This window comes from Echinicola rosea, from assembly GCF_005281475.1.
GTDB lineage: Bacteria > Bacteroidota > Bacteroidia > Cytophagales > Cyclobacteriaceae > Echinicola > Echinicola rosea.
The window spans coordinates 4007651-4029784 of record NZ_CP040106.1 but is presented as its reverse complement, the minus strand read 5'-3'; the positions used below and the strand labels follow the sequence as shown (position 1 = coordinate 4029784).

The following is a 22134-nucleotide window of genomic DNA, read 5'->3' as shown; positions in this document are numbered from 1 at the left end:
TATGATAGCAGGAATTATTTGGGCCGTAAGTGCAGGCCTTATTTTGGGATTATATGCATTGCCAGAGAAATTCACCAAGGATTTTAAGTATGAAAATACCTGGAGTTTGTTTTTTGTGCTCACCATGTTTGTGGTGCCGACCATTACTTCCGTGGTGTTGATTGATGGTTTTTCTGAGATCTTCGGAAATATGCCAGGAGATATTTGGCTGAAGATGGGCTTGGCCAGTATCTTATGGGGTACAGGCGTGATGATGTGGGGCAAAGCCATCAATCATATAGGGCTGTCTCTGGGCTTTTCTATTTTTATCGGTACCATCATTCTTATTGGATCCTTGTTGCCCTTTGCCGTAGATGGTCTGCCTGACCAGAGCTCGCTTTATTATATCATAGCAGGAATTGTCGTGGTACTGATAGGCGTGATATTTAACGGCAAAGCAGGGATTATCAGGGAAAAGGACCAGAATGCACAAGAAGCTGCTGAAGGCCAGACCAAAGGGAATATCGTAGTGGGCATTATCATTGCCGTTGTTGGGGGCTTGTTGGCTACGGGATTTAGTTACGCCAACGCTGTAGGCCGACCGTATTTACATGAGGCCAGTCAAGCGCAAGGAAATGCGGATTGGATTACCGCTGTCTGTGTGATGTTTCCCATTTTTATCAGTGGGGGGATCGTCATGACCATCTATTTTGCATGGCAACTGACCCAAAAGAAAGCATGGGTGGATTTCAAAACGCCTCACCTTTCAAAGAATTTCCTGTTGATTTTGGTAATGGCGGTGTTTCATTATGCCGCCTCTGCTATTTTTGCTTATGCTGCTTATCTCTTAGGTGATGCAGGTAATTCGGTAGGCTATGCCATCTTTAATACCAGTAGTGTGGCCACGGCTATTATCAGTGGATTGATTACCAAGGAATGGATAGGGGCCTCATCTAAAGCGAAGGGTTTCCTGTATGCGGGCTTGGCCTGTATGGTGATAGGGATCATTATCATTGGAGTAGGGAATGGAATGTAAGGTAAGGAGTGAAAATGGCCGATAGTAATTCGGCTTACCGATTGCGATAGAACTGGTAAAAAATAGCAGGGACTGTCTTTAAGAATATAGCTTGTCGAACAGTCCCCGTTATTTTTAGACCTTCTTTATAGGTCTGAGTTCACTACTTCGTCCTAAGCTTTTATTTTTTACTTCAGGATGACATCCTCCAGAAAGGAGGTAGTGAGGTTTTCTATTTGACCAGTCGGCAAAGTTGATCGTTTGTTGACGATACTATTGATTTCCAGTTGGTAACGTTGACCTTTTCAATTCCCGATAAAGTTTTTCTACAATTAACCAAGGCTTGTTAGGGAAGGGTTCTGGATACTTTCTTGCCTTCAGGGCATGTTTTACTAAGAAGTGAAATGCGGAGTCACTTTTGTAACACAGGTTAAGTGGGGCGTGAACAGTGGATAACTTCCCAAAAGTTACCCACAATTAACACCCACGGTAATAGTACCGTTCTTTCATTTTATTCTAATTAGCCTTTCTTTCTTTTCGAAAAATGGGAGAGGGGTTGTACATTGGTCACTCCACAAAGTTAGCTTTAGGGCTGCAGGGCAGCCATGAGCTTACGGCATAAACACAGTGCTTCCCACCGTGCCCTCCTTTATTCCGTTGCCACTTGGCCTTGTTTGCCCTCAAGCTGTAGGGCTTCCATAATTAATTTCTAACCTTAAACATGAAATGTTATGGATACCAACAACAACGCCGTCCTCAGCCAAGTAGCCGAAATCACGCTGAGCTACCGCCCCAATTCCAAGATGTCAGATAAGCCGCAGATTGTTTCCTCCCAAAGTGCTCAGGGCCAATTGGGACGCATCAAAACTGGAGTTTATCGAAGAGTTCAAGGTGGTTTTGCTCAACAGGGCTAACCGTGTGCTGGGCATTGTCAACGCCTCGTCCGGTGGAACCTGCGGAACCGTGGTAGACCTGAAAGTGTTCTTTGCAGCGGCCAAGACTCACCGTTCATTGTCCACGCACTACAATTCGGTGTGTTAAACTATATCCTTCGTCAATGCTTCCTGAGAGGATGGACATTTCGGTTTCTACTCCATCGCTGAATACATTATCCCTTGCATTAGAGGTGTACCCGTTCATGCCTTTGGTGTATCCTTCCCCACTGGAGGCGTTTACTTGGTTTACAGCACTATCAGTCCCTTCTGGGAAGGCAATCTGGGTTACCAATAATGATTGATTGGACGCACTGTAAACGTGTACATGAATATGGGTGGCCCTGCCTTGGTACCACCCAGGGAAAATGGAGGTGTAAGCAACTTTTCCATTGGCATCGGTAACCTGTCGTCCCCGAAGGAAATGTTGATCAGCATAATTTTCTTGTTGCATGCCCGTTCCTCCATATTCGGAATAGTTTCCGTCTTTATCACAATGCCAGATATCTACCATCGCTCCTTCCATGGGCGTACAGCTTTCATTGCCATTTAGGATGGTGATTTCGATGTCGAGGTCAATGCCCGTACGGTCACCACGGATGTCCATACGCTGAAGAGATGAGGGTGAATGTGTAGGGAAGGGGCCTGCTGTTTCTGTCGCAGTGATGGTACATGAACCGTCTCCAGTACTATTTTCCGTATCATCACCTGTTTCAGGGGCTCCATTTTCAGTGCAAAATGTGATAAATGGTAGGGTCAAGCTGCTAAGCCCTAAATGTTTTAAGAACCTTCTTTTTTCCATGGATCGTTATGTTAAATTTTTAAAGTGCCTTTGTCATTATCTTGCTAAAACCATTGGCCATTGTTGTTTTGGTAGGAATACTTCCTGCAACTGTTTATTAGAACTGATTTATCCAAGGTCCATGTTAATTTGTAAATTACCTCCGCAGGAAGCAGGCTGCATATCCTTGAGGAATCAATAACATAAATGCATCCTGATATGTTGCAGTCCTTCCGTCAGGTGGATCATGTGTAGCTTTGGACCGGCAGATTTTAAGCTACAGGAAAACTGGCCGGAGAAGGCATAACCTTCCTTTGGAACTCCAAAAATGGAATAATCCAGTTTTCCGTTCCCATTACTGTCATGTAATACCGCAATCATGTATTCCCCAATGGGCAATTGGTCCAGTCTTACCGGTAAATCCTCTACATTGGCAGTTATCGTTTTTTCTAAGATAGGTGCCATCCCTTCCGAATTAACAACTGTAAGTTCATCAAAAACCTGGATTTTAATATTGCCTCCCAAAGACAGGTCCACATTGTCGATAGTGATTACGGCATGTGAATATTCATCAGGAACAGGCCGTACCAAGTACATTAGAATCAAATAGAGTAAGGACATTTTCAATAGTTAATTATTTATAGACCGGTTTTTGAAACCAGATATCTGCGATGTTTAGATTGAGTGTAAGGCCATGGGTGACTTCTTTAGCTAACAGGGAGACTGAACCTGTCTCCTGATATTGGTATGATAAATTAATCCTGGTGAATCCCTGTATGGGAAATCCGAAACCCAAGCTTGCGCCTTTTACATCCACAGGTGTATTTCCTGATTTTATATAGCCACTATCGTAAAAGAGGCCAGCGGAGAAGTTCATTCTGTTAAGGAGTTTGTAGCTATAGAAATCGGGCGATATTTCTGCGCCCAAACTAAACCTATGGCTATTGGTGTATTCCTCCCATTCCGTGGAAAACATCTTATAGCTGTAATCTGCCGCGATCAGCCATTTTTTATTTTGGAATGCGAGACCTCCCTTAAACGTATTGCCTAACCGGGCACTGGTTCCCGTGCCGGAAATTTCATAAAGGACCGAATCCGTTTCGTTGAGGTAGGCCATGGAGGTTGGGGTGACGGTCAATTTGGTAGGCGCTTCATAAGTAGCTCCAATGATTAGTTGTTTGTCTCCCTTTTTGAATGCCACATATTGGACACCGGCATCCAGCCCTACACCCTTATAATTATCACGTTCGTTCATGGTGAAGCCTGCTATTGATCCGCTGGTAACCTGATCGGTATCGTAATATTTCTCATGGTTGATATGGCCAAAGGCAAAGTATGGCCTCACCCCAAGCGTCAGGCGGGGCGTGATGTCCAAAGCATAGTTGACAAACACCTTGTTGATGTTTCCGTACCCCTTGATGTACTTGTCAAAAGGGATGGCTGAACCCGCAAAATAGGTTTCTTCCACAAAACTGTAATCGACGCTGGTCATCGGCATGAGGCCGAAATTAAGGGCGGACTTTCGGGATGTCCTGAACCACAGGGAGACTAAGCTCAGGTTGGTCCGGTTTATGGTAATTTCTTCCGAGGAAGTCCGGATGTTCATCAATTTATAGTCAATCTGTGCATCGGCCATAAAATTATAGGCAGTGACACTTGTGCCATTGGCAGGGTTCAGGTAATTCAGAAAATAGGGAGACCGTGCGGCGACCCCACTTCCGGATAGCCTGGCGGCTTGCCCGAAGTTGTTTTCCGATAATAATCCTACTCCATGGGAAGAGAAAAGTGAGCCATCACCACGCTGGGCAAACAGCTCACCCTGAAAAATCAGAAAACAAACACTACTACAAAGTATCCTTAAAATGCCATGCATAAATTTGAAATTTTCCTGAAATGTATAGTGTTTGAATTACGGTTTTCGGATTTATAGACCAACGGGTGAAAATTCACTACAAGCTCTCGGCTGCCATAAATAATCCTTATTAGTGGAAAGAAAACCTTCCTGCAGGAGTACAAAGAGCGATAGGAAGGTTTCATCGATAAAAATGCACGGTAAGTCTATTTTTCAGACATGGGCCTTAACTTTTTCCATTGCTTTGTGTCCATAATTAGTTGAATTAAATAGCCCCTTCAAGGTCGGTATATGATAAAAAAGACACCTAAATATTTCTTGTTTTACATGCTTATGCTAACTGGCTGTTTTCAAAACGAGAACCTTACAGACTCCCAAGTGGTGATCGACAGTGATGAGCTGGAACTTCAGTTGATAGAATACACGGATATTGAATTGTTTACCTATTTTAATGATTCGTTGGTCACCAATGGCCTCAGTTCCTTTATGCTTGGGCATCACGAGGACAATTTTCGGGGAAAAATCCATGCCGAACCCTATTTACAGTTTGGGGTAAGTTCGGGAACCAAGATTGATGATGAGGCTACTTTGGACTCCACTGTCCTGGTACTGTTTTATGAGACCTACCACTACGATACACTTCCGGGCTTTGACATTTCCGTGTATGAACTGACCGAAGAACTGGAGGCCAATGATGATGGCAATATTTTCAGCTTTCAGCAGTTTGGTCATGCCGCACAGCCCATGGTGACGGTGCCATCCCGTATTCTTCCCCATAAGGATTCCTTGACCATAACCTTATCACCATCCTTTGGGAATGATCTTTTTGGTTTGGGGAAGGACAATGACGGCCCTTTTGAGTCCACAGAAAACCTTGAGGCCTTATTTAGGGGTTTAATGCTCACTACGGCGGACAACAGTCCCTTGGTGAGCTTTTCAGAGGAGTCCTATGTGGGATTTTATTATCGTATTCCCAGTGATCTGGATGAAGGGGCCAAAACGCTGAGACTTCCCGTAAATCTCGGGAATGAAAAATTCACACATTTAAGAGTCGATCGGGGTTCTGAGTTTTTTTCATCTCCATCACCATATGAAAATATCGCCCGAGAGGATGCCCAAGGGGCTGTCATGGCAGATATACTTATGGGGGCATCCATTCGGATAGAGCTGCCCAATATCCATGAGCTGTTGGAACTGGCCGATGATTATTACATCACCACGGCCAGCCTTAGGCTCCCATTGAAGCCAAATACATATGACAGGTATTTTAATACGCCCGTCACTGCGATCAATAGCAGCATAGTGGACAAGAAAAACCTCCCTATCCAACAAATGGGAAGCACATCCCTGACGTCATGGGATGAACAATTTCAGGAAAAGACATTTTATGAAATTCCCGTGAAAGACTTCATAGATTATAAGCTTTCCAAGGGGATCAACAACCAAGACGCCCTGTGGATTTCGGTTCCGTCATCCACCAGCACACTGCAGGCCTCGGGGCTTTTATTCTCGAATATTTCAGGAGAACAAAAAATCAAAATAGACATCACATATCTACCATTAAATTGAGAAACAATGCGTAAAGAGAACTTATTAAACTACATTATTCCATTATTTGGATTATTGCTCACCTTTTCCTGTTCGGATGCAGAGGAACAACCATCAGAGGGGAACTGGATCAGAAGGTCGTATTTTGATGGGGACAACCGGTCCCATGCAGCAGCTTTTTCGATTGGAAATAAGGCCTACGTCATGGGAGGCTACACCGGAGATGAATATTTAAATGACTTTTGGGAATATAATGCCGAAGGGGATTATTGGGAAAGAAAAGGGGATTTCCCAGGAACCGCCAGAAGTAATGCAGTAGCCTTTTCGATTGACGGAAAAGGGTATGTCGGCACAGGGTATGATGGTACGGACAAATTGAATGATTTTTGGGAGTATGACCCAGCTACCGATACCTGGAAGGAAGTGGCATCATTTGGAGGGACGGCCAGATACGACGCGGTTGGTTTTTCCCTGACTGGGAAAGGGTATATCGGCACCGGCTATGACGGGAGCGAGCAGAAGGATTTTTGGCAATATGATCCTGCTTCCGATGCTTGGCAGCAGATATTTAGCATGGGAGGTGCCAAAAGACAAGGAGCAGTGGCATTTGTCATTAATGACATAGCGTATGTTTGTACTGGAATCAATAATGGATCCTATGAATTTGACTTATGGGCACTGGACGGCAACAGTTTAGAGTGGACCCAAAAAGAAGACTTGGATTACGATGATGACTATCTGATATACCGTTCCAATGGCAGCGCATTTACCATTGGGGAGTATGGCTATATCACTGTGGGAAACAGGGGTTCCATTATCGGCAGTACCTGGGAATACCACCCATATACGGACAGTTGGGCAGAAAAAACAGATTATGAGGGCACCTTCAGGACAGGGGCTTCTGCTTTTTCCATAAATGGAGAGCGTGCTTATGTCCTGCTTGGTAAGAGTTCCAGTTTGCGATTTGATGATATATGGGAATTGGATCCATTTGTTGATTACGACGAAGAGGATTGATATATTGAAATAAAAAATGCTCAAAATAAAGCAAAGGGGTTTATTGAAGGTGATCATTCACCTATTGGTACTGGGGATCATCATGTCCCCAGCACTTTCTTTTTTGACAGGGACCAATAATAGACCGGTGTCCTTGTTTTATTTCAGCATTACCAATATAAGTCTGCTGTTTTTTTACGTGATCAATGTCGTTTGGCTGATTCCGAGCTTTATCCTGAATAGCAAATACCTGCAGTACACCCTTTTTTTGCTGGGGTTTATGGCTGTTTTTATTTGGCTTAACCAATATTTTAGGGAAGCTCCCCCAGGGATGTTTCGTCAAGGCCCCTTAAATGGACAGGAGGAGTTTAATAAACCACGATTTAGCTTCCACTTTTTTATGCCCGAGCTTATCCGCTTTTTGATGATCATGGGTCTCGGTACCAGCATTGAACTCATTTTACAATTTGAAAAGGAAAAGAAGAGGTACGAAGAACTCGAAAAACAAAAGATCATCAAGGAATTAAATTTTCTTAAAAATCAACTGAATCCCCACTTTTTGTTCAATGCCTTGAATAATATTTATTCTCTTGCAAGAAAGAAATCCGAGGACACGACACCGGCCATCCTGCTGCTATCTGATATGCTGCGATATGTACTCTATGAATCGGGTAAGGATAAGGTTACCTTGGAGCAGGAGGTCACGTTTATAAAAAACTATGTGAGTTTGGAAAAACTGAAATACCATCCCGAAATCGCCCCGAAAATAAACTGTTCATTTTCCATTACACATGGGCAGTTTCCGATAGAGCCGCTGCTATTTATAACCCTGATAGAAAATGCGTTTAAGCACGGGATCAGTTATATGGCCCCATCTTTCATAATGATATCCATGGTAGAAAATGACAAAGAGATTTTGCTTTCCGTGATCAATAGTGTTAGCAAACAAAAGGATGGGGTGCTTACCAATACGAATAGGGAAGGGTTGGGCATTGCCAATTTAAAGAAGCGATTGGAATTGCTATACCCTAAAAAACACAGCTTTAAACAAATTTATGAAAACAGTACGTTCAAAAGTTTTTTAACCATCAGGAAATGAACATTAATTGTATAATTATTGACGACGAAGCATTGGCCCTGGATATTCTGGAGGATTATATTTCCAAGATCCCCATGCTTACCCTGCAGGGAAAGTTCAATACGGCCATCCAGGCCATGGACAGTATCATGCGAAATAAGGTGGATCTTATATTTTTGGACATCAATATGCCTGATATCAATGGGATAAAATTCTATGAGGGCCTACCGCATAAACCGAAGGTGATTTTTACTACGGCGTACAGTGAGTATGCCGTAAAAGGGTTTGAAATCAATGCCATTGATTATTTGCTCAAACCCATTAGTTTTGACCGTTTTTTTCAGGCAGTCAGTAAAGTCCTCAACCATTCTGGTTTGGCAAAGGAACCCAAAACTTCCCTATCCGACGCAATTCCACAACCAAAAGAACAGCCTGGTTTTATTTTCGTGAAGGTGGAGCATAGCACCATCAAAATAAACCTAAAGGATATTTCTTATTTCGAAGGATACAAGGACTACGTAAAAATCCATTTGATAAATGAAGAGCATCCAGTTCTGACGCTAAACTCGATAAAGCATTATGAAATGAGTTTGTTTTCCAAGGGATTTATCCGTATCCATAAATCCTATATCGTCTCCATTGACCAGATAGAGAACATTAGCAGGAATAAGGTTAGACTATATCAAAAGGACCTGTTCATTACAATTGGAGAGTCATTCCGGGAATTTTTTTATGAATTAGTAGTGCGCAAAAACCTTTAAAATTCATAAAATTATGATAGATTTTATCTATCGTATTATAAAAACTATCAATTGCATTTATTGCTGTCAAAACAATTTTTGCCCTTAATATTGTATCATAAACGTAATATTAAAATTAGACAGCGATGAAAAAGGCATTACCATTTTTAATTTTGGTTGTCTTGGGATTGTTGGCAATATCCTGCCAGCAAGGTCACCAAGGCGAAGAACCAACCGCCGATGGACATTCCGGCGCCACAAAAAAAATAAAAGCTACCGAGAACAGCGATTGGTGGCCAAACAGACTGGACCTAAGTATCCTGAGACAGCATTCTTCCCTTTCAGATCCGATGGAAGAAGATTTTGATTATATCCAAGCCTTCAATAGCATGGCGTACGATTCCTTGAAGAGTGATATTCATAAGGTATTGACGGATTCACAGGATTGGTGGCCGGCAGATTTCGGCCACTATGGAGGACTGTTTATCAGAATGGCCTGGCATAGTGCCGGAACCTACCGTACAGGTGATGGCCGTGGCGGTTCACGCTCCGGTCAGCAACGGTTCGCTCCACTGAACAGTTGGCCGGACAATGCCAATTTGGACAAGGCAAGGCGCCTACTATGGCCGATTAAACAAAAATATGGGAATAAAATATCCTGGGCTGATCTCATGGTCCTAACAGGAAACGTGGCCCTTGAGGACATGGGGTTTGAGACGTTTGGTTTTGCTGGGGGAAGGGAAGATACCTATGAGCCAGAAACAGATGTTTATTGGGGCGCTGAGAAAAAATGGCTCAGTGACGAGGAACGTTATTCTGGGGACAGAGAACTGGAAGATCCTTTGGCGGCAGTTCAGATGGGATTGATTTATGTAAATCCAGAAGGACCAAACGGTAATCCCGATCCGCTACTGGCTGCCGACGATATCCGGGCAACCTTTGGAAGGATGGGAATGAACGAAGAGGAAACCGTGGCGTTGATTGCCGGGGGACATACCCTAGGTAAAGCGCACGGTGCTGGCCCAGCCGATCATGTGGGCAAGGATCCCGAAGCAGCGGGTATCGAGGAGCAGGGATTTGGATGGAAAAGTAAGTATAAATCCGGTAAAGGTGCCGATGCCATCACCTCGGGACTGGAGGTGACTTGGACACCTACTCCTACCCAGTGGAGCCACCTCTTTTTTGTCAGCTTGTTTGAAAACGAATGGGAACTTACCAAGAGCCCTGCAGGAGCCCATCAATGGGTGGCCAAGGATTCCGATATGACCGTGCCGGATGCGTTTGACAAAACCAAAAGGCACAAACCTACCATGTTTACCACGGACCTTTCGCTGAGGTTTGATCCAAGTTTCGAAAAGATCTCCCGGAAATTCTATGAAAACCCTGAGGCATTCAATGAGGCCTTTGCGAGGGCTTGGTTTAAGCTTACCCATAGGGATATGGGACCCAAAACTACCTATTTGGGCCCCGAGGCACCTCAAGAGGATTTGATCTGGCAAGATCCCATTCCGGCGGTCGATCATCCTTTGATAGACAATGGTGATATCTCCCAATTGAAAGAAGCCCTGCTAAGCTCAGGACTGAGCCTCAGGGAAATGGTTGCCACTGCCTGGGCTTCTGCATCTACCTACCGCGGATCGGACCGCAGGGGAGGGGCAAATGGGGCTAGAATTCGCCTTGCTCCACAAAAGGATTGGGAAGTAAACAACCCTGGGCAATTGGCCAAAGTGCTTGACGTATACGGAAAGATCCAAACCGATTTCAATGCTTCCCATGGTGCCAAAAAGGTGTCAATGGCCGACCTGATCGTACTGGCGGGAGATGCTGCGGTAGAATTGGCGGCCTCCAATGCAGGTTACGAGGTAGCGATCCCTTTTGTGCCAGGGCGAATGGATGCGACCCAAGAGCAGACGGATGTAGCATCCTTTGCCGTATTGGAGCCGATGGCAGATGGTTTTAGAAATTATCTCAAAACCCAATATACCTTATCCACTGAAGAGCTGCTGGTGGACAAGGCCCAGTTACTGACGTTGACTGCTCCGGAAATGACCGTATTGGTAGGCGGTATGCGTTCCCTGAATGCCAATTTCGATGGCAGTAAACATGGGATTTTCAATGAAAACGAGGAAGTGCTGAGCAACGATTTCTTCGTAAACTTGCTGGACATGCGCACGGAGTGGTCTCCAGTGGACGATACCAAAGAGGTGTTTGAGGGCAGGGACAGAAATACCGGAGCAGTTCGCTATACGGCCACCAGGGCTGATCTGATCTTTGGCTCTAATTCGGAGCTCAGGGCCTTGGCAGAAGTTTACGCTGCCAATGACGCCAAAGAAAAATTCGTTAGGGATTTTGTGGCCGCATGGGATAAGGTCATGAAGCTGGACAGGTTTGACCTGGTCTATCCCAAGGAATAGTGGTCTGTAACCACGATAAATTAAAACTTCACTAAAGTCAATTTTGACACTAGGCTATCGGCCAGCAAACCAAAGATATATGTCACCGGTAAGCTGGCCGATTTGTTTATTGCTAATTTTATCCTGGTCAAAAAAGCTATCTTTTTTTCAGGGCATTATTCGCCGGCTGGAAATTAGAGCCGGGTTTTTAAGACTTGGAAAAAAATAACATAATCCAGCTTTCCTAATTGGCAACCACACTAGGTCCATGGAAGGGCTCCTAATGCTACCAAGTAAGGTGAGAATTTAACCCCAGATAAAAGGATGAACACAGGAAAATGATTTACAACTAATTTTCATAACAATTGGGGGAATCCTACCGTGATTTTTCTATAAACTGGTCGCTCGCAGGAACCTGAAATGGAAAACTGGATGTATCAAAAGATGACTCCATTTCGTCTAAGGATCTTTGTCTTCCATGACGCCAATATCTCCAAATATTAATATAGGGTTTGGCCTTGTTTGCCCTCAAGCTGTAGGGGTTCCATAATTAAGTTCTAACCTTAAACATGAATTGTAACGGATACCAACAATAACACCGTCCTCAGCCAAGTTACCGAAATTACCTTAAGCTACCGCCCCAATTCCAAGATGTCAGATAAGCCGCAGATCGTTTCCTCCCAAGGTGCTGCGAAAGTGATCAGGGCCAATTGGGACCCATCAAAACTGGAATTTATCGAAGAGTTCAAGGTGGTTTTGCTCAACAGGGCAAACCGGATACTGGGCATTGTCAACGCCTCTTCTGGTGGAACCTGCGGTACCGTGGTGGAGCTGAAGGTGATCTTTGTAGCGGCCATGAAGGCATCGGCATCGGGCATTGTCCTTGCCCACAACCATCCTTCCGGAACCCTTCGCCCCAGTGACCAGGGCAACCGCATTACCGAGAAAATGGTCAAGGCTGGTAAATTGTTGAATTTGCTGGTAATGGACCATATCATCATCACTGCGGAAGGGTACTATTCATTTGCCGATATGAGAGGGCTTTAGGGCCCTTTTTTTATTCATCATCCCAAAAATATCTCTCCAAATGTCCATAAAACCGGTTCGAGAAAAGTTTGTGTCGGCCCACCCAAGCAAACGAATATCGGATAATATCTTAATAAGTTATTATCCGATATTTCTACATTTAATAATCTCTCCAATTTCAAATATTATGATATCGGAAAAAAATGGTAAAAATCAGAAAAAACCTTAGGGAAATTCACTGGAATTTCGCTACTTTAAAAGTATGTTTTATACTTGTATCGATACTGTAGCTGGTTGCGTTTAAATAATTGATAATCCGTTATTTATAATTTTTGTATCGGCAAGTAATCCTTTTTAAATCAATATAGCACTTCATAATAATAAAGCCGCTCTCATATTGGCATTATAGAACACGATTACGTTTTTAAAAAATGGTTTTAGGAAAGAAATGAGGGTAGTCAATTGGAAATCCATTTTGTACATATTTTAAAAGGCCATGGATTAAAATCATAACGCTCTCAATGGACGATCCGTATTGGAAAATCTTCTTAACTAAACGGCATTGATCCCAAATTGGAGCGATGGGAATACATCCTGGATTATATTTTTTAAGGATACATCAAACCAAAAAAGGATATGCCGGAATGGAACTCGTTTGGCCCAGGTTTCTGGTTGGCCTTGGCCGGATCCGGTCAGTATTTGCCACAGGTAACCGGACATGCAGGGATTGTGCGTACCGTCCGAATGTTGGGTTCCATTCATTGAAAGTGCTTTTGTAGCTGTGAAGGAGAGGCCAGCGGCGATGATCTTTGTATAGATTGTTTCGATCCGGAAGGTTTACGCTTCTTTTTTCGCCTTCTCCCCAGCCATATAAGGCATCCGCTTAACGGAAGACTTGCTGTTACCAAACTGGTCAGAAACGCTAAAATTTTGCCTGGTATTCCCAAGATACTGCCCACATGGATCGGATAGTTAAGTTCAACGGCCTTTTCCCCATTGTTAAGGTTCTCGAAACGTGATTCTTCTATAATTTCAGCGGTGTAGGGATGCATAAGGTATCGGATATAGTTTCCATAGCCATGTTCCCCCATGGTCGCATTGATGGACATAGGACTGTCCTTTGTACGTGGGAACCTGATGTAGAAATAGTGGGCATCGGGATGCCTGCCAACCATCTTGGTCATTATGGCATCAAATACTTGATCTTGATCCGGTTCGGTAAAGGTAATTTTTGGATGTTTGTGGTCGGCTTTTATGGACTTTCCCCCATTGGCTACCCATTGGATTCCTTCACTTACCCAATCAAAGGACCATACCAATCCGGTAACGGCTATCACAAGGGCAAAGACCAGCGCATAAAACCCAAGGATGTTGTGAAGGTCATAGTTTTTGCGCTTCCATCGGGTCGTCTGTTTCCAGCGGAACCAGAACCGTTGCCTGGCAGCAGGCCGGTTTTTTGGCCACCAAAGTACCAATCCCGTGATCAACATGATCACGAATACCAGTATGCCATAACCCACCACTTCGTGGCCAATGGAATAGGGCAGAAGGAGGGTAAAATGTGCCCACAGGACAACATTGAAAAACTCCCACTTGGTGTTTTCAATATTGACCACTTCTCCGGTGTACGGATTGAGAAATACTTTATAATAGTAATCGATATAATCTCCGTACCAGAGCACGGTATCTTCAGCGCCTTCATTGAACTTTCTGAATTGAATATAGACGGTTTCATTTTCGGCGGTAGGGTAATAGGCCCTTTCCACGGAATATCCATTGCCCATGGCTTCTTCAGCAGCTTTGACCAGTGCGGTCAGGGGCATTCGGTCATTGTCCCCTGAGGGTGGATCGATATACATCCTGTCTTGGTAAACCAAAGGACGTATTTCGTCCTGGAATACCCAAAGACAGCCGGTAATGGCCACAATAAACACCACTAGCCCGGAAGTTAATCCGAGCCAGAGGTGAATCTTTCCTATGGTTTTTTTGAATTTCATGTGTTGACAGGAAATTCCCTACCTTACTTTCTGAATGCCCATCAGTGAACCTGGAAGAGAAATACCTTCTGTGTAGGATCCATCAGGAGCATATCGGATAATGGTAGTATTACCGTCTTCATCTGAAATACTGCTATAGTTTTGGCCATCGATAACGTAAGGCGACCCCACATATGATCCTGCATATGGTAGATCGGCTTTGCCCACGACCGTTTGTTCGGGAAGGTTAATTTCGTAGGTAAACCAACTTAAGCTATAATAGTCCCTTCCGTCCATTTCGGGAGACCAAGCCAGTTTTTCGGTGTCCAATACCCTTACGTATCCATGATTTTCTTTAGGAGACTTGCCCAAAGAAATACCCACACTATAGCCTTCGATTTGATCCATGTAATTGGGATCATAATCCTCATCGAAGCCATCAGCCCCGGCTTCCACTTTTAGGATGCATCCACAGTCTTCTTTTTCTCTGGATGTTGTGGCAAATGGCAGGTAGTAGCTGGTGCCATAATAGGCGTCCCCATTTTCCATGATGGCAGGCATGACCGCCATGGGGCACCTGTCCGTTTCAGCATAGGAAATGACGGCATCATTTTCGATGTCAACGATGGCCAGGCCTGTTTTGTCGAGATAAGTTTCGTTATCCCAATTGAGCCATCCGGCTGGAATATAAAGACGGTTGCCTACAATCTGGAATTCATCAAATGGCATGGACACCCAATACCCCTGATAGCCGTCCCGCAGTTGTTCCGGGAGATCAAAGGATTTGGTGATGGACATGTCCTCAGGATTCCAAACGATGATCTGTCCTTGGGTGTAGTCGATATAATAAGCTTTTGTTTCACTGAGGAAAATGTTCCGGTTTTGAAGATCGGTCACCCCTTCATTGGCCATGGAGAAACGATCCCCTTCCCAAATTTCGTTGTCCTCTGTGATGTCATAACGGGTGAAGCTGTAGTCTGCAGGGTCGGCAATGGTAAAGTAATTTTTGGATTCAGGAGCGAAAAACCGAGCATTGCCGGAAGTTTCGATGGCATTGGAGGGATCCACTTCACTGGTCATCAGGTCTTCGACCAGCGTGGTATAATGCAATCTCCCATCAGGAGTGTTTACCCGGTAAAATATAGCATAGAGATCGCCTCCTTCTTCGGGATCGGTACCATTGTTTTCGGGTTCATCTTCGTTACAGGAAAATACGGCAAGCGAGAGCATTACCGCAAATAGACGAATAAATTGGTTTTTGTAGCGGGAGGCTACGTTACTTTTGTTTGTCATTGATAAATACATTTTATACATATTGATTAAATGAACATTTATTGGTTTAAAATGAGGTGGTCAATTTCAAATAGTAGGCCCTTCCCGGTTTTTGGACGCCAAAGAAATCATAGACCTCCGAATTGGTGAGGTTGTGGACCTCTGCGGTCAGGGAAGTTTGTAGTCCTTTTAGGGGCATTTGATAAGTGGCGCCTGCATGTTGGATAAATTGTGTAGGGATAATGGCCTTGAATTTCTTTAGCCCCACACTTTCCCAGCCCTTGTAAAACTCGTGGACATAACGGTTTTTAAGGAATATGTGCAGATTCCCTCCATTGGTAAACAGCTCTGGGAAATGATAGCCTACACTGTTATTGATAAAGAAATAGGGCCTATTGGGGATGCGATCTCCTGCATAAGGGCCAAAATCTCCCTTTGAGCTTTGGTTTCTGAAATCCTGAACAGTGGTGTTGGCGGTGACCTGCAGACGTTTGTTGGAAGACTGCCAAGACCCGTTGAATTCAACACCTAGCGACCGGGCTGCAAAAACGTTCTGATAGCTGAAAACCTCATTATTACCCAATAGTAAGATAAGTTGGTCGGTGCCGCGCAAAAATCCATTTAAGGAAAGCTTCCACGATTCATGAGCGTCCTGGGAACTGGAGAAATGAATGGCCAGGTTAGCATTATGGCTTCTTTCAGGCTTCAAGGAAAGATTGGGCAGAATCAACCTGCCGTTGCCAAAAATCTCTCCTGACCGTGGCAATCGCGTGGCCCATTCGTAGGATGCCTTTAGCATCCACCGTGGATGCAAGTGAAAGCGAAGACTGTTACCAATACCAAAATTGTTTGACTCCCGGTCCATGTTTCTGGTGACTCCAAGGGTGGACGTAGGCTCTTCTGCGCGGACAGCTTGGAAATAATGCTTAACAAAGAAGCTGTTTTCCAATTTTTCATCAGCCGAGTTGAAGCGGTGTTCTAGTCCGTTTACCCATGTAAACAGCGTGTTTATCTCATGGAGTGGGTCGATGGTTTCATCTTCTTCGTTCCATCTTTCGTTACCAGACCGGGAGACATAGGTGGGGGCCGAGGAAGCCCGTAAAAGGTGCCTTGCTCCCAGTTGATACTCCATACTGAGCCGTGCATAGGTATTATGGTCCCATATGAGGCGGTCGGTTGCTTGTCCGAGCTCCCCCGGGGAGCGTTCTCTTGGTGCCCCGTTTGCTTCCCTGACCACATCTCCTGTCCAGGTATAGATGTACCGACTGGTATCTAAAAAGTGCACCTGGTCATAGGTATATCCGCTGGCAAAGTTGATGCGAAGGCGCTTGGCGATTTCTTTTCGATAGCGCAACAAGGCACCTTGGTTGGTGTTCTGGCTGGTAACCTCTCCGTAAACAATGGACATGACGTTGTTGTTTTGGATATCCCGGGCAGTGTGGTTGGCAAAAGCCTCCAATGAAATTTCATCTGCCCATTTTTGGTTTGCCAGGCCAACCGTTCCCCGTAGGCCGTAGCTTCGGTATGAATCGTGAAACCGGGGCACAGTAGCATCGTGCAGTTTTCCCCCGTCTCCCACAATTTCCACATCTACGAGGTAATTGTTCTTCGCGTAGTCATAGTAACCGCTACCACGAACAAAGAACCCTTTTGCATTGGTTTTACGCTGTGCCTCCAGTGAGACCCGTTGGGTGCCAAAGGAACCTACCTGATAAGATACGGCCCCTTGGCTAATGTCGCTGCTGCCATTGGATACCAGGTTCACGGCTCCTCCAAGTGCATCGGCTCCCAGATCTACGGGGACTACTCCTTTATAGATTTCTGCCCGCTCAATTAAATTTACAGGCACATTGGCGATTCCGGAGCTATAGCCCATAATGTCCAACGGTATGCCGTCCAGCATAAAGCGGATTTGGTCATCAGTGAGGCCGTTGAGGGAAAAACGGTTTTCCGAGCCCAACCCTCCCGATCGTCGTACATTTACGCCCGATACGGTGTTGAGCACTTCACCGAGATCGGCCGTTTGGAGTTTTGCTTCTTTGGTATCTACTACCGTGACTGCCTTGGAGGATTCCCGTAGCAAGGTCGATTCGGTTTTGCCCATCACAGTCACTTCACCTAGTTGCTGGGCACTTTCGGTCATGTAAAAGTCAAGGGAAACGGCCTTGCCCAGAATGAAATTGACTTCCTTGCTTTGCGGGGCGTAGCCCATGGCCTGACAGGATACGGTGTATGTTCCCGGACTGATACCATCAATCTCAAACTGGCCATGTTCATTTGATATGGATCCCAGTTGGGTGCCTTCTATTCTGATGATCACGCCAGGAAGGGGAGGACCGCTCTCTAAGTGCACCGTCCCGATCAATGTAGTAGAATGGTCTTGGGCATTTCCCTGGAGCAGCGCCTGGTATAGGAGTAATATAAGAAGGAGGCTTCTTTTAATCATTAGACGCATATACTAATGGAAGATTTCTTAAGTTGGTTTTCATAAAACAGCATTTCACCAGATTGCATATTGATTTCCCTAAAGCCATGAAGCTTGGTGTTGAGGTAATAGGTGGCCTTGCCGGGAGAAGCGGAGAGGGTCTTTCCACCACAGGTTACCAGCTTTGGAGAAGGGGAATTATTATACACCCTTAACACTCCCTGAAAGCGTAGTTCGCAACTGTTGGCAGAAACCCTTTTGGAGATGCCCGGATTATTGCTCAGGTAGAGCATATTGTCTATAGTCGAGGCCGTATGGCTGTCTTTTACTGCAGTCCCGGTTAGGGCTTTGGGTCGCATGCTATATCCTGACCAAAAAGAAGCCGAAACAAGGCCAGCAGCTAATGCAACCCCTGCTGCGTAACGGAGAAAGGTGCGGTACATGGGAACGTCCTTCTTGGAATGCATTCCTTGGTTCAGTTTGTCCCACACCTCGGAATCCATGGACTGGAGCTCCAATTCCGTGAGGTGGAAAGTTTCGTCATGGGTGGAATCCAGCCAAGCCTCCACCAATGCCCGTTCACCGGGCGAGCACAGGTTGCGGCTATACCTGTCCAATAAGTCATTTGTAATGTTCATTTCGGTTACGGTTTTTGACCCAATTAAAAGTATAGCCGTTCATTCGATGGTTTACCCTGAGTCCACATTTAAAAAAAGTAATTTTTTTTTTTAAATGTGGACGGCAGCAGCCAATGGTTTCGTTTTCATGGAAGAGAAAGGAATCAATCTGTACAGATGGTGATGCTGGAGCGGAGGAATTTGAGGGCTTTGGTAAGGTGGGATTCTACAGTTTTCTCGGTAACGGCCATGGACAGGGCGATTTCTTTGTTGTTAAGGCCTTTTTCCCGGCTCAACAGGTACACTTCCCGACATTGGGCAGGAAGTTTGTCCACCATGGCCGAGATCCTCAGGTTCAATTCATTGAATAGGATTGTTTGTTCGGTGGAGCGAGACGATTGGCACGCATTTTCAGTAAGATAATGTTGGTGCTTCTCTTTTCTGCTTTTTTTACGGTAGTAATCTATTATTTCCAGTTTTACAGCCCTCAAAAGGTAGTTTTTGATGGAGCCTCTTATCCTTACCTCTTCACGGCGTTTCCAAAGTGAAAGAAATACGTCCTGTACGATCTCTTTGGCTACTTCCTTATCTCCTGTACGATTATATGCCATCGATATCATTGGCTTGGAATACCTTTTATAGATCTCCTCAAACTCCTTTTCCGATTGGAAAGTAGGGGCTGGCTTTGGATTGCTCTTTTTATTTCTAAGGAACATATGGTAGGAAGGGTTATAGTAGATTGGGGGTGTTGTGACCACAAATTAAAGCGTCGTGTTTTCCTGAATCAAGCATTTATTAAAATTAAATCTAAATAAAAATATCATTGATAAAATCAATGAGTGTTTTTGTTTTGAACCAAGCCAAACAAAAAATAAACGCTTACTTTTGCATTAATTTTAATTAATCTAAATAAAATATGATGTATCTTTTCCAACCAAATATTAGGCTGAAGGCCCTTTTCTTATTATGTATAGTCTGCTTGAGTTGTAGTTTCCCAACTTTCGCCAGACAAGCGCTTTCATCAGTAGAAGGAAAGGTCGCTGACAAAAGCGGTCGCCCCATTCCATACGCAAATGTTCATTTTAGGGAACTGGATAAGGGGGCGCTTACGGACGATAGTGGGGAGTTTATAGTAGAAGGTTTGCCATCGGGCAACTACCAACTGCAGATCTCCCACGTGAGCTATGGAAGAAGAAGTATGCAGGTTTCGCTAAAGCCGGGTGAAAGAAAGGATCTTGGCAAAATACTGCTATATGAAAACGGGAGTGACCTTCAGGAAGTAATCGTGGCAGATAGTAAAGTAAACCGTTTTGCCGATAAAGCTACCGAATACGTGGCACGCATGCCTTTGGAAAACCTCGAAAATCCTCAGGTTTACAGTGTGGTGAACAAGGAACTCCTACAGGAACAGGTATTGACGGACATCGACCAGAGTGTTAGGAATGCGACAGGGGTAGTGCCCGTTATTTATCCCTCAGGAGGCTTTGCAGCGACGTTCAGGGGCTTCAATATCGGAATCAATTCCAGGAACGGTATGGAGACATCCACTGGTAGGTCCAGCGTGGATATCGGTAATATTGAGCGAATTGAGGTGCTGAAAGGCCCGTCAGGTACCTTGTTTGGGAGTAATGTTAGCTCCTTTGGGGGAGTGGTAAATTTGGTCACTAAAAAGCCAATGGAGGATAAACTGACCGAAATAGGCTATACCACGGGAAGCTTTAACTTGCACCGAATCACAGCTGACATCAATACTCCTTTGACCAAAGATAAGAAAACACTGTTCAGGCTGAACACTGCATTGAACCGACAGAAACGTTTCTTGGATTATGGGTTTAACAATACCTTTCTGATCTCTCCAAGCCTGAAGCACATCGCATCCGATAGGCTCTCTTTTACCTTGGATGCTGAACTGTTCGATGCGAAAAGCACAAGGACCCTATATTCAAGGTATGGTGCAAACTCCGGTATTACCGGCCCGGATGAATTATTGATCGATTACAATAAAGCACTCTTCCATGAAGATGCAAATGCCGCTACGTCATCCCTAAAAATTTTTACACAAGCACAGTACAAAATATCCGAAAACTGGACCTCCACGACCCTTTTTTCTTATGTAGAAGAGGATGTTGATCACAGTTACCAATATTATGCAACTTGGCTCTCACCGAGTTTGGCGGCCAGAAATATAGGCAATTGGGGACCGATATATAACAGCTATACCAATATCCAAGAAAATATCAATGGGGAATTTGCCACCGGAACCATCCGTCACAAAATACTTGTGGGAGCGAGCTTGAGGTTTATGGATGCTAGGAGTGAGGCTGCCACTTCTGGATTTATAGATACCGTAGATGTAACCACGGATTTTAGGGTACTACGAAAGCAAGAACTTGACCCTTATATGGTGCCCGGAAACTGGCCGGGATGGCACAAAGCCAACGACAATACATATAGTCTCTATGCATCGGATGTGTTAGCACTGACGGACCGCCTTTCCACGATGCTCAGTTTACGACTGGATCATTTTTACAGGCCGGATAATGGAACAGTCGAAGGCTATGAACAAACTTCCCTATCTCCAAAACTCGGGTTGATTTACCAGTTGGTAAAAGAACAGGTTTCGGTATTTGGAAATTACATGAACGGGTTTCAAAACCAGGCGCCAGCCAATCAGCCAGATGGGGCCCTCTTGGTGTTGGATCCTTTATATGCCGAACAGGCAGAAGGCGGCCTGAAGGCAGAAGTATTTGATAAGAGGCTTACCGCTACGATAAGCTATTACCATATTGCCATAGATAATGCCATACGCACCAATGCAGATGGATTTATCGAACAGGATGGTCGTCAGGTAAGCAAGGGGGGAGATATAGAAGTGGTGGCCAATCCCATTGCCGGGTTGAATATCGTGGCTGGCTATGCCTATAATGACAACAGGATCGTGAAGGCCAGCGATGAGGATATCGAGGGGAACAAGGCAGTGGGAGCACCGGAGAACGTGGCCAACCTTTGGCTTTCCTATGCGCTCCAAGGAAAACTCAAGGGCCTTGGGTTTGGGGTCGGAGGAAATCAGGTGGGTGAAAATTACCTGTTTAGCGACAATGTGGTTGCCGTTCCTTCCTATACATTATTTAATGCTTCCATATTCTTTGAACAACCCACGTGGAGGTTAGGACTCAAAGGCAATAACCTTACCAATGAGAAGTATTGGTCCAGTTACGGCGTAGCACAGGCTCCGGCCAATTTTGCCGCCAATCTCACTGTCAGATTTTAAATCATAGGACTAAAATAAGCAGCAGTCCTTATTATTTCCTGATTATTTTGCCGCCAGATACCCGAGTATCTGGCGGTTTGGTTTTTTATAGTATGCGAATTTCACGAGGGTGAACAGCGAAGGTCAAAAATTGACCCATTTCTGTTAAAAATCTATTTGAACAATTATTACGTTTTATTTTACAATAAAATCTGATTCTATTTTTTCAACCATTAACCTTAGGGAATTTTTGC

18 protein-coding genes are annotated in these 22134 nt (G+C 44.6%); 10 read left to right on the top strand and 8 right to left on the bottom strand.

Annotated features, from left to right (window positions below; genetic code table 11):
• Position 1 precedes the first annotated feature (1 nt).
• The 3 genes from FDP09_RS15905 (at position 2) to FDP09_RS24300 (ending at position 2035) form a co-directional block, all read left to right on the top strand.
• Entirely contained in the window at positions 2-1015 is a 1014-nt protein-coding gene (locus tag FDP09_RS15905; protein ID WP_137403613.1) for an L-rhamnose/proton symporter RhaT, read from the top strand.
• 710 nt (positions 1016-1725) lie between these two features.
• A complete protein-coding gene (locus FDP09_RS15900) occupies positions 1726-1908 on the top strand; it encodes a hypothetical protein (RefSeq protein ID WP_222840290.1) in 183 nt (60 codons plus the stop codon).
• Positions 1832-2035, top strand: coding sequence for a JAB domain-containing protein (locus FDP09_RS24300; RefSeq protein WP_394344033.1), 204 nt, complete (start codon positions 1832-1834; stop codon positions 2033-2035). Before FDP09_RS15900 ends, FDP09_RS24300 begins: the two co-directional genes overlap by 77 nt.
• On the opposite strand, the gene FDP09_RS15895 is transcribed toward FDP09_RS24300, so the two are convergent.
• The 3 genes from FDP09_RS15895 to FDP09_RS15885 all read right to left on the bottom strand — a co-directional run bounded on the left by FDP09_RS15895 (position 2003) and on the right by FDP09_RS15885 (position 4580).
• Positions 2003-2728 (bottom strand): dioxygenase family protein, encoded by a 726-nt coding sequence (locus tag FDP09_RS15895; RefSeq protein ID WP_137403612.1) that lies wholly within the window; start codon positions 2726-2728, stop codon positions 2003-2005. The genes FDP09_RS24300 and FDP09_RS15895 overlap by 33 nt on opposite strands.
• Before the next feature lie 174 nt (positions 2729-2902).
• Positions 2903-3328: a DUF2141 domain-containing protein gene (locus FDP09_RS15890; protein ID WP_222840289.1), complete on the bottom strand. Its 426-nt coding sequence runs from the start codon at positions 3326-3328 to the stop codon at positions 2903-2905.
• A 13-nt stretch (positions 3329-3341) separates the two neighbouring features.
• On the bottom strand, positions 3342-4580 hold the full coding sequence (locus FDP09_RS15885) for a hypothetical protein (protein WP_137403611.1): 1239 nt from the start codon (positions 4578-4580) through the stop codon (positions 3342-3344).
• Between the two features lie 306 nt (positions 4581-4886).
• Here FDP09_RS15885 and FDP09_RS15880 point away from each other — a divergent pair, with 306 nt between their 5' ends.
• From FDP09_RS15880 to FDP09_RS15855, 6 genes are all read left to right on the top strand, one after another.
• Entirely contained in the window at positions 4887-6128 is a 1242-nt protein-coding gene (locus FDP09_RS15880) for a DUF4270 family protein (RefSeq protein ID WP_229683419.1), read from the top strand.
• A 6-nt stretch (positions 6129-6134) separates the two neighbouring features.
• The gene (locus FDP09_RS15875) at positions 6135-7124 is read left to right on the top strand and encodes a Kelch repeat-containing protein (protein ID WP_137403609.1); all 990 of its coding nucleotides are present in this window, start codon (positions 6135-6137) and stop codon (positions 7122-7124) included.
• Positions 7125-7140: 16 nt separating this feature from the next.
• Entirely contained in the window at positions 7141-8202 is a 1062-nt protein-coding gene (locus FDP09_RS15870) for a sensor histidine kinase (protein WP_137403608.1), read from the top strand.
• Entirely contained in the window at positions 8199-8942 is a 744-nt protein-coding gene (locus FDP09_RS15865) for a LytR/AlgR family response regulator transcription factor (RefSeq protein ID WP_137403607.1), read from the top strand. Before FDP09_RS15870 ends, FDP09_RS15865 begins: the two co-directional genes overlap by 4 nt.
• 125 nt (positions 8943-9067) lie before the next feature.
• The gene (gene katG, locus FDP09_RS15860) at positions 9068-11335 is read left to right on the top strand and encodes a catalase/peroxidase HPI (protein WP_137403606.1); all 2268 of its coding nucleotides are present in this window, start codon (positions 9068-9070) and stop codon (positions 11333-11335) included.
• Between the two features lie 630 nt (positions 11336-11965).
• The gene (locus tag FDP09_RS15855; protein ID WP_229683420.1) at positions 11966-12361 is read left to right on the top strand and encodes a JAB domain-containing protein; all 396 of its coding nucleotides are present in this window, start codon (positions 11966-11968) and stop codon (positions 12359-12361) included.
• 737 nt (positions 12362-13098) lie between these two features.
• On the opposite strand, the gene FDP09_RS15850 is transcribed toward FDP09_RS15855, so the two are convergent.
• From FDP09_RS15850 to FDP09_RS15830, 5 genes are all read right to left on the bottom strand, one after another.
• Positions 13099-14337, bottom strand: coding sequence for a PepSY-associated TM helix domain-containing protein (locus FDP09_RS15850; RefSeq protein ID WP_137403604.1), 1239 nt, complete (start codon positions 14335-14337; stop codon positions 13099-13101).
• An 18-nt stretch (positions 14338-14355) separates the two neighbouring features.
• Positions 14356-15609, bottom strand: coding sequence for a hypothetical protein (locus tag FDP09_RS15845; RefSeq protein WP_137403603.1), 1254 nt, complete (start codon positions 15607-15609; stop codon positions 14356-14358).
• Positions 15610-15655: 46 nt separating this feature from the next.
• Positions 15656-18034 carry a TonB-dependent receptor gene (locus FDP09_RS15840; protein WP_187328691.1) on the bottom strand — a complete coding sequence of 793 codons (2379 nt, stop codon included), beginning with the start codon at positions 18032-18034 and terminating at the stop codon, positions 15656-15658.
• Positions 18034-18651, bottom strand: a complete 618-nt coding sequence (locus FDP09_RS15835; protein WP_137403601.1) for a hypothetical protein — start codon at positions 18649-18651, stop codon at positions 18034-18036. Before FDP09_RS15835 ends, FDP09_RS15840 begins: the two co-directional genes overlap by 1 nt.
• A gap of 143 nt (positions 18652-18794) precedes the next feature.
• Positions 18795-19346, bottom strand: a complete 552-nt coding sequence (locus FDP09_RS15830; RefSeq protein ID WP_137403600.1) for an RNA polymerase sigma-70 factor — start codon at positions 19344-19346, stop codon at positions 18795-18797.
• 200 nt (positions 19347-19546) lie between these two features.
• On the opposite strand from FDP09_RS15830, the gene FDP09_RS15825 reads away from it, so the two are divergent.
• Entirely contained in the window at positions 19547-21901 is a 2355-nt protein-coding gene (locus FDP09_RS15825; RefSeq protein WP_229683421.1) for a TonB-dependent receptor, read from the top strand.
• Positions 21902-22134: the final 233 nt, after the last annotated feature.

Coding starts and splice junctions, on each gene's coding strand:
- FDP09_RS15875 (WP_137403609.1), top strand. CDS start 6,135: ATGCGTAAAGAGAACTTATTAAACTACATTATTCCATTATTTGGATTA.
- FDP09_RS15885 (WP_137403611.1), bottom strand. CDS start 4,580: ATGCATGGCATTTTAAGGATACTTTGTAGTAGTGTTTGTTTTCTGATT.
- katG (WP_137403606.1), top strand. CDS start 9,068: ATGAAAAAGGCATTACCATTTTTAATTTTGGTTGTCTTGGGATTGTTG.
- FDP09_RS15890 (WP_222840289.1), bottom strand. CDS start 3,328: ATGTCCTTACTCTATTTGATTCTAATGTACTTGGTACGGCCTGTTCCT.
- FDP09_RS15845 (WP_137403603.1), bottom strand. CDS start 15,609: ATGACAAACAAAAGTAACGTAGCCTCCCGCTACAAAAACCAATTTATT.
- FDP09_RS15840 (WP_187328691.1), bottom strand. CDS start 18,034: ATGATTAAAAGAAGCCTCCTTCTTATATTACTCCTATACCAGGCGCTG.
- FDP09_RS15900 (WP_222840290.1), top strand. CDS start 1,726: ATGGATACCAACAACAACGCCGTCCTCAGCCAAGTAGCCGAAATCACG.
- FDP09_RS15825 (WP_229683421.1), top strand. CDS start 19,547: ATGATGTATCTTTTCCAACCAAATATTAGGCTGAAGGCCCTTTTCTTA.
- FDP09_RS15835 (WP_137403601.1), bottom strand. CDS start 18,651: ATGAACATTACAAATGACTTATTGGACAGGTATAGCCGCAACCTGTGC.
- FDP09_RS15830 (WP_137403600.1), bottom strand. CDS start 19,346: ATGTTCCTTAGAAATAAAAAGAGCAATCCAAAGCCAGCCCCTACTTTC.
- FDP09_RS15905 (WP_137403613.1), top strand. CDS start 2: ATGATAGCAGGAATTATTTGGGCCGTAAGTGCAGGCCTTATTTTGGGA.
- FDP09_RS15870 (WP_137403608.1), top strand. CDS start 7,141: ATGCTCAAAATAAAGCAAAGGGGTTTATTGAAGGTGATCATTCACCTA.
- FDP09_RS15850 (WP_137403604.1), bottom strand. CDS start 14,337: ATGAAATTCAAAAAAACCATAGGAAAGATTCACCTCTGGCTCGGATTA.
- FDP09_RS15865 (WP_137403607.1), top strand. CDS start 8,199: ATGAACATTAATTGTATAATTATTGACGACGAAGCATTGGCCCTGGAT.
- FDP09_RS15895 (WP_137403612.1), bottom strand. CDS start 2,728: ATGGAAAAAAGAAGGTTCTTAAAACATTTAGGGCTTAGCAGCTTGACC.
- FDP09_RS15855 (WP_229683420.1), top strand. CDS start 11,966: ATGTCAGATAAGCCGCAGATCGTTTCCTCCCAAGGTGCTGCGAAAGTG.
- FDP09_RS15880 (WP_229683419.1), top strand. CDS start 4,887: ATGCTTATGCTAACTGGCTGTTTTCAAAACGAGAACCTTACAGACTCC.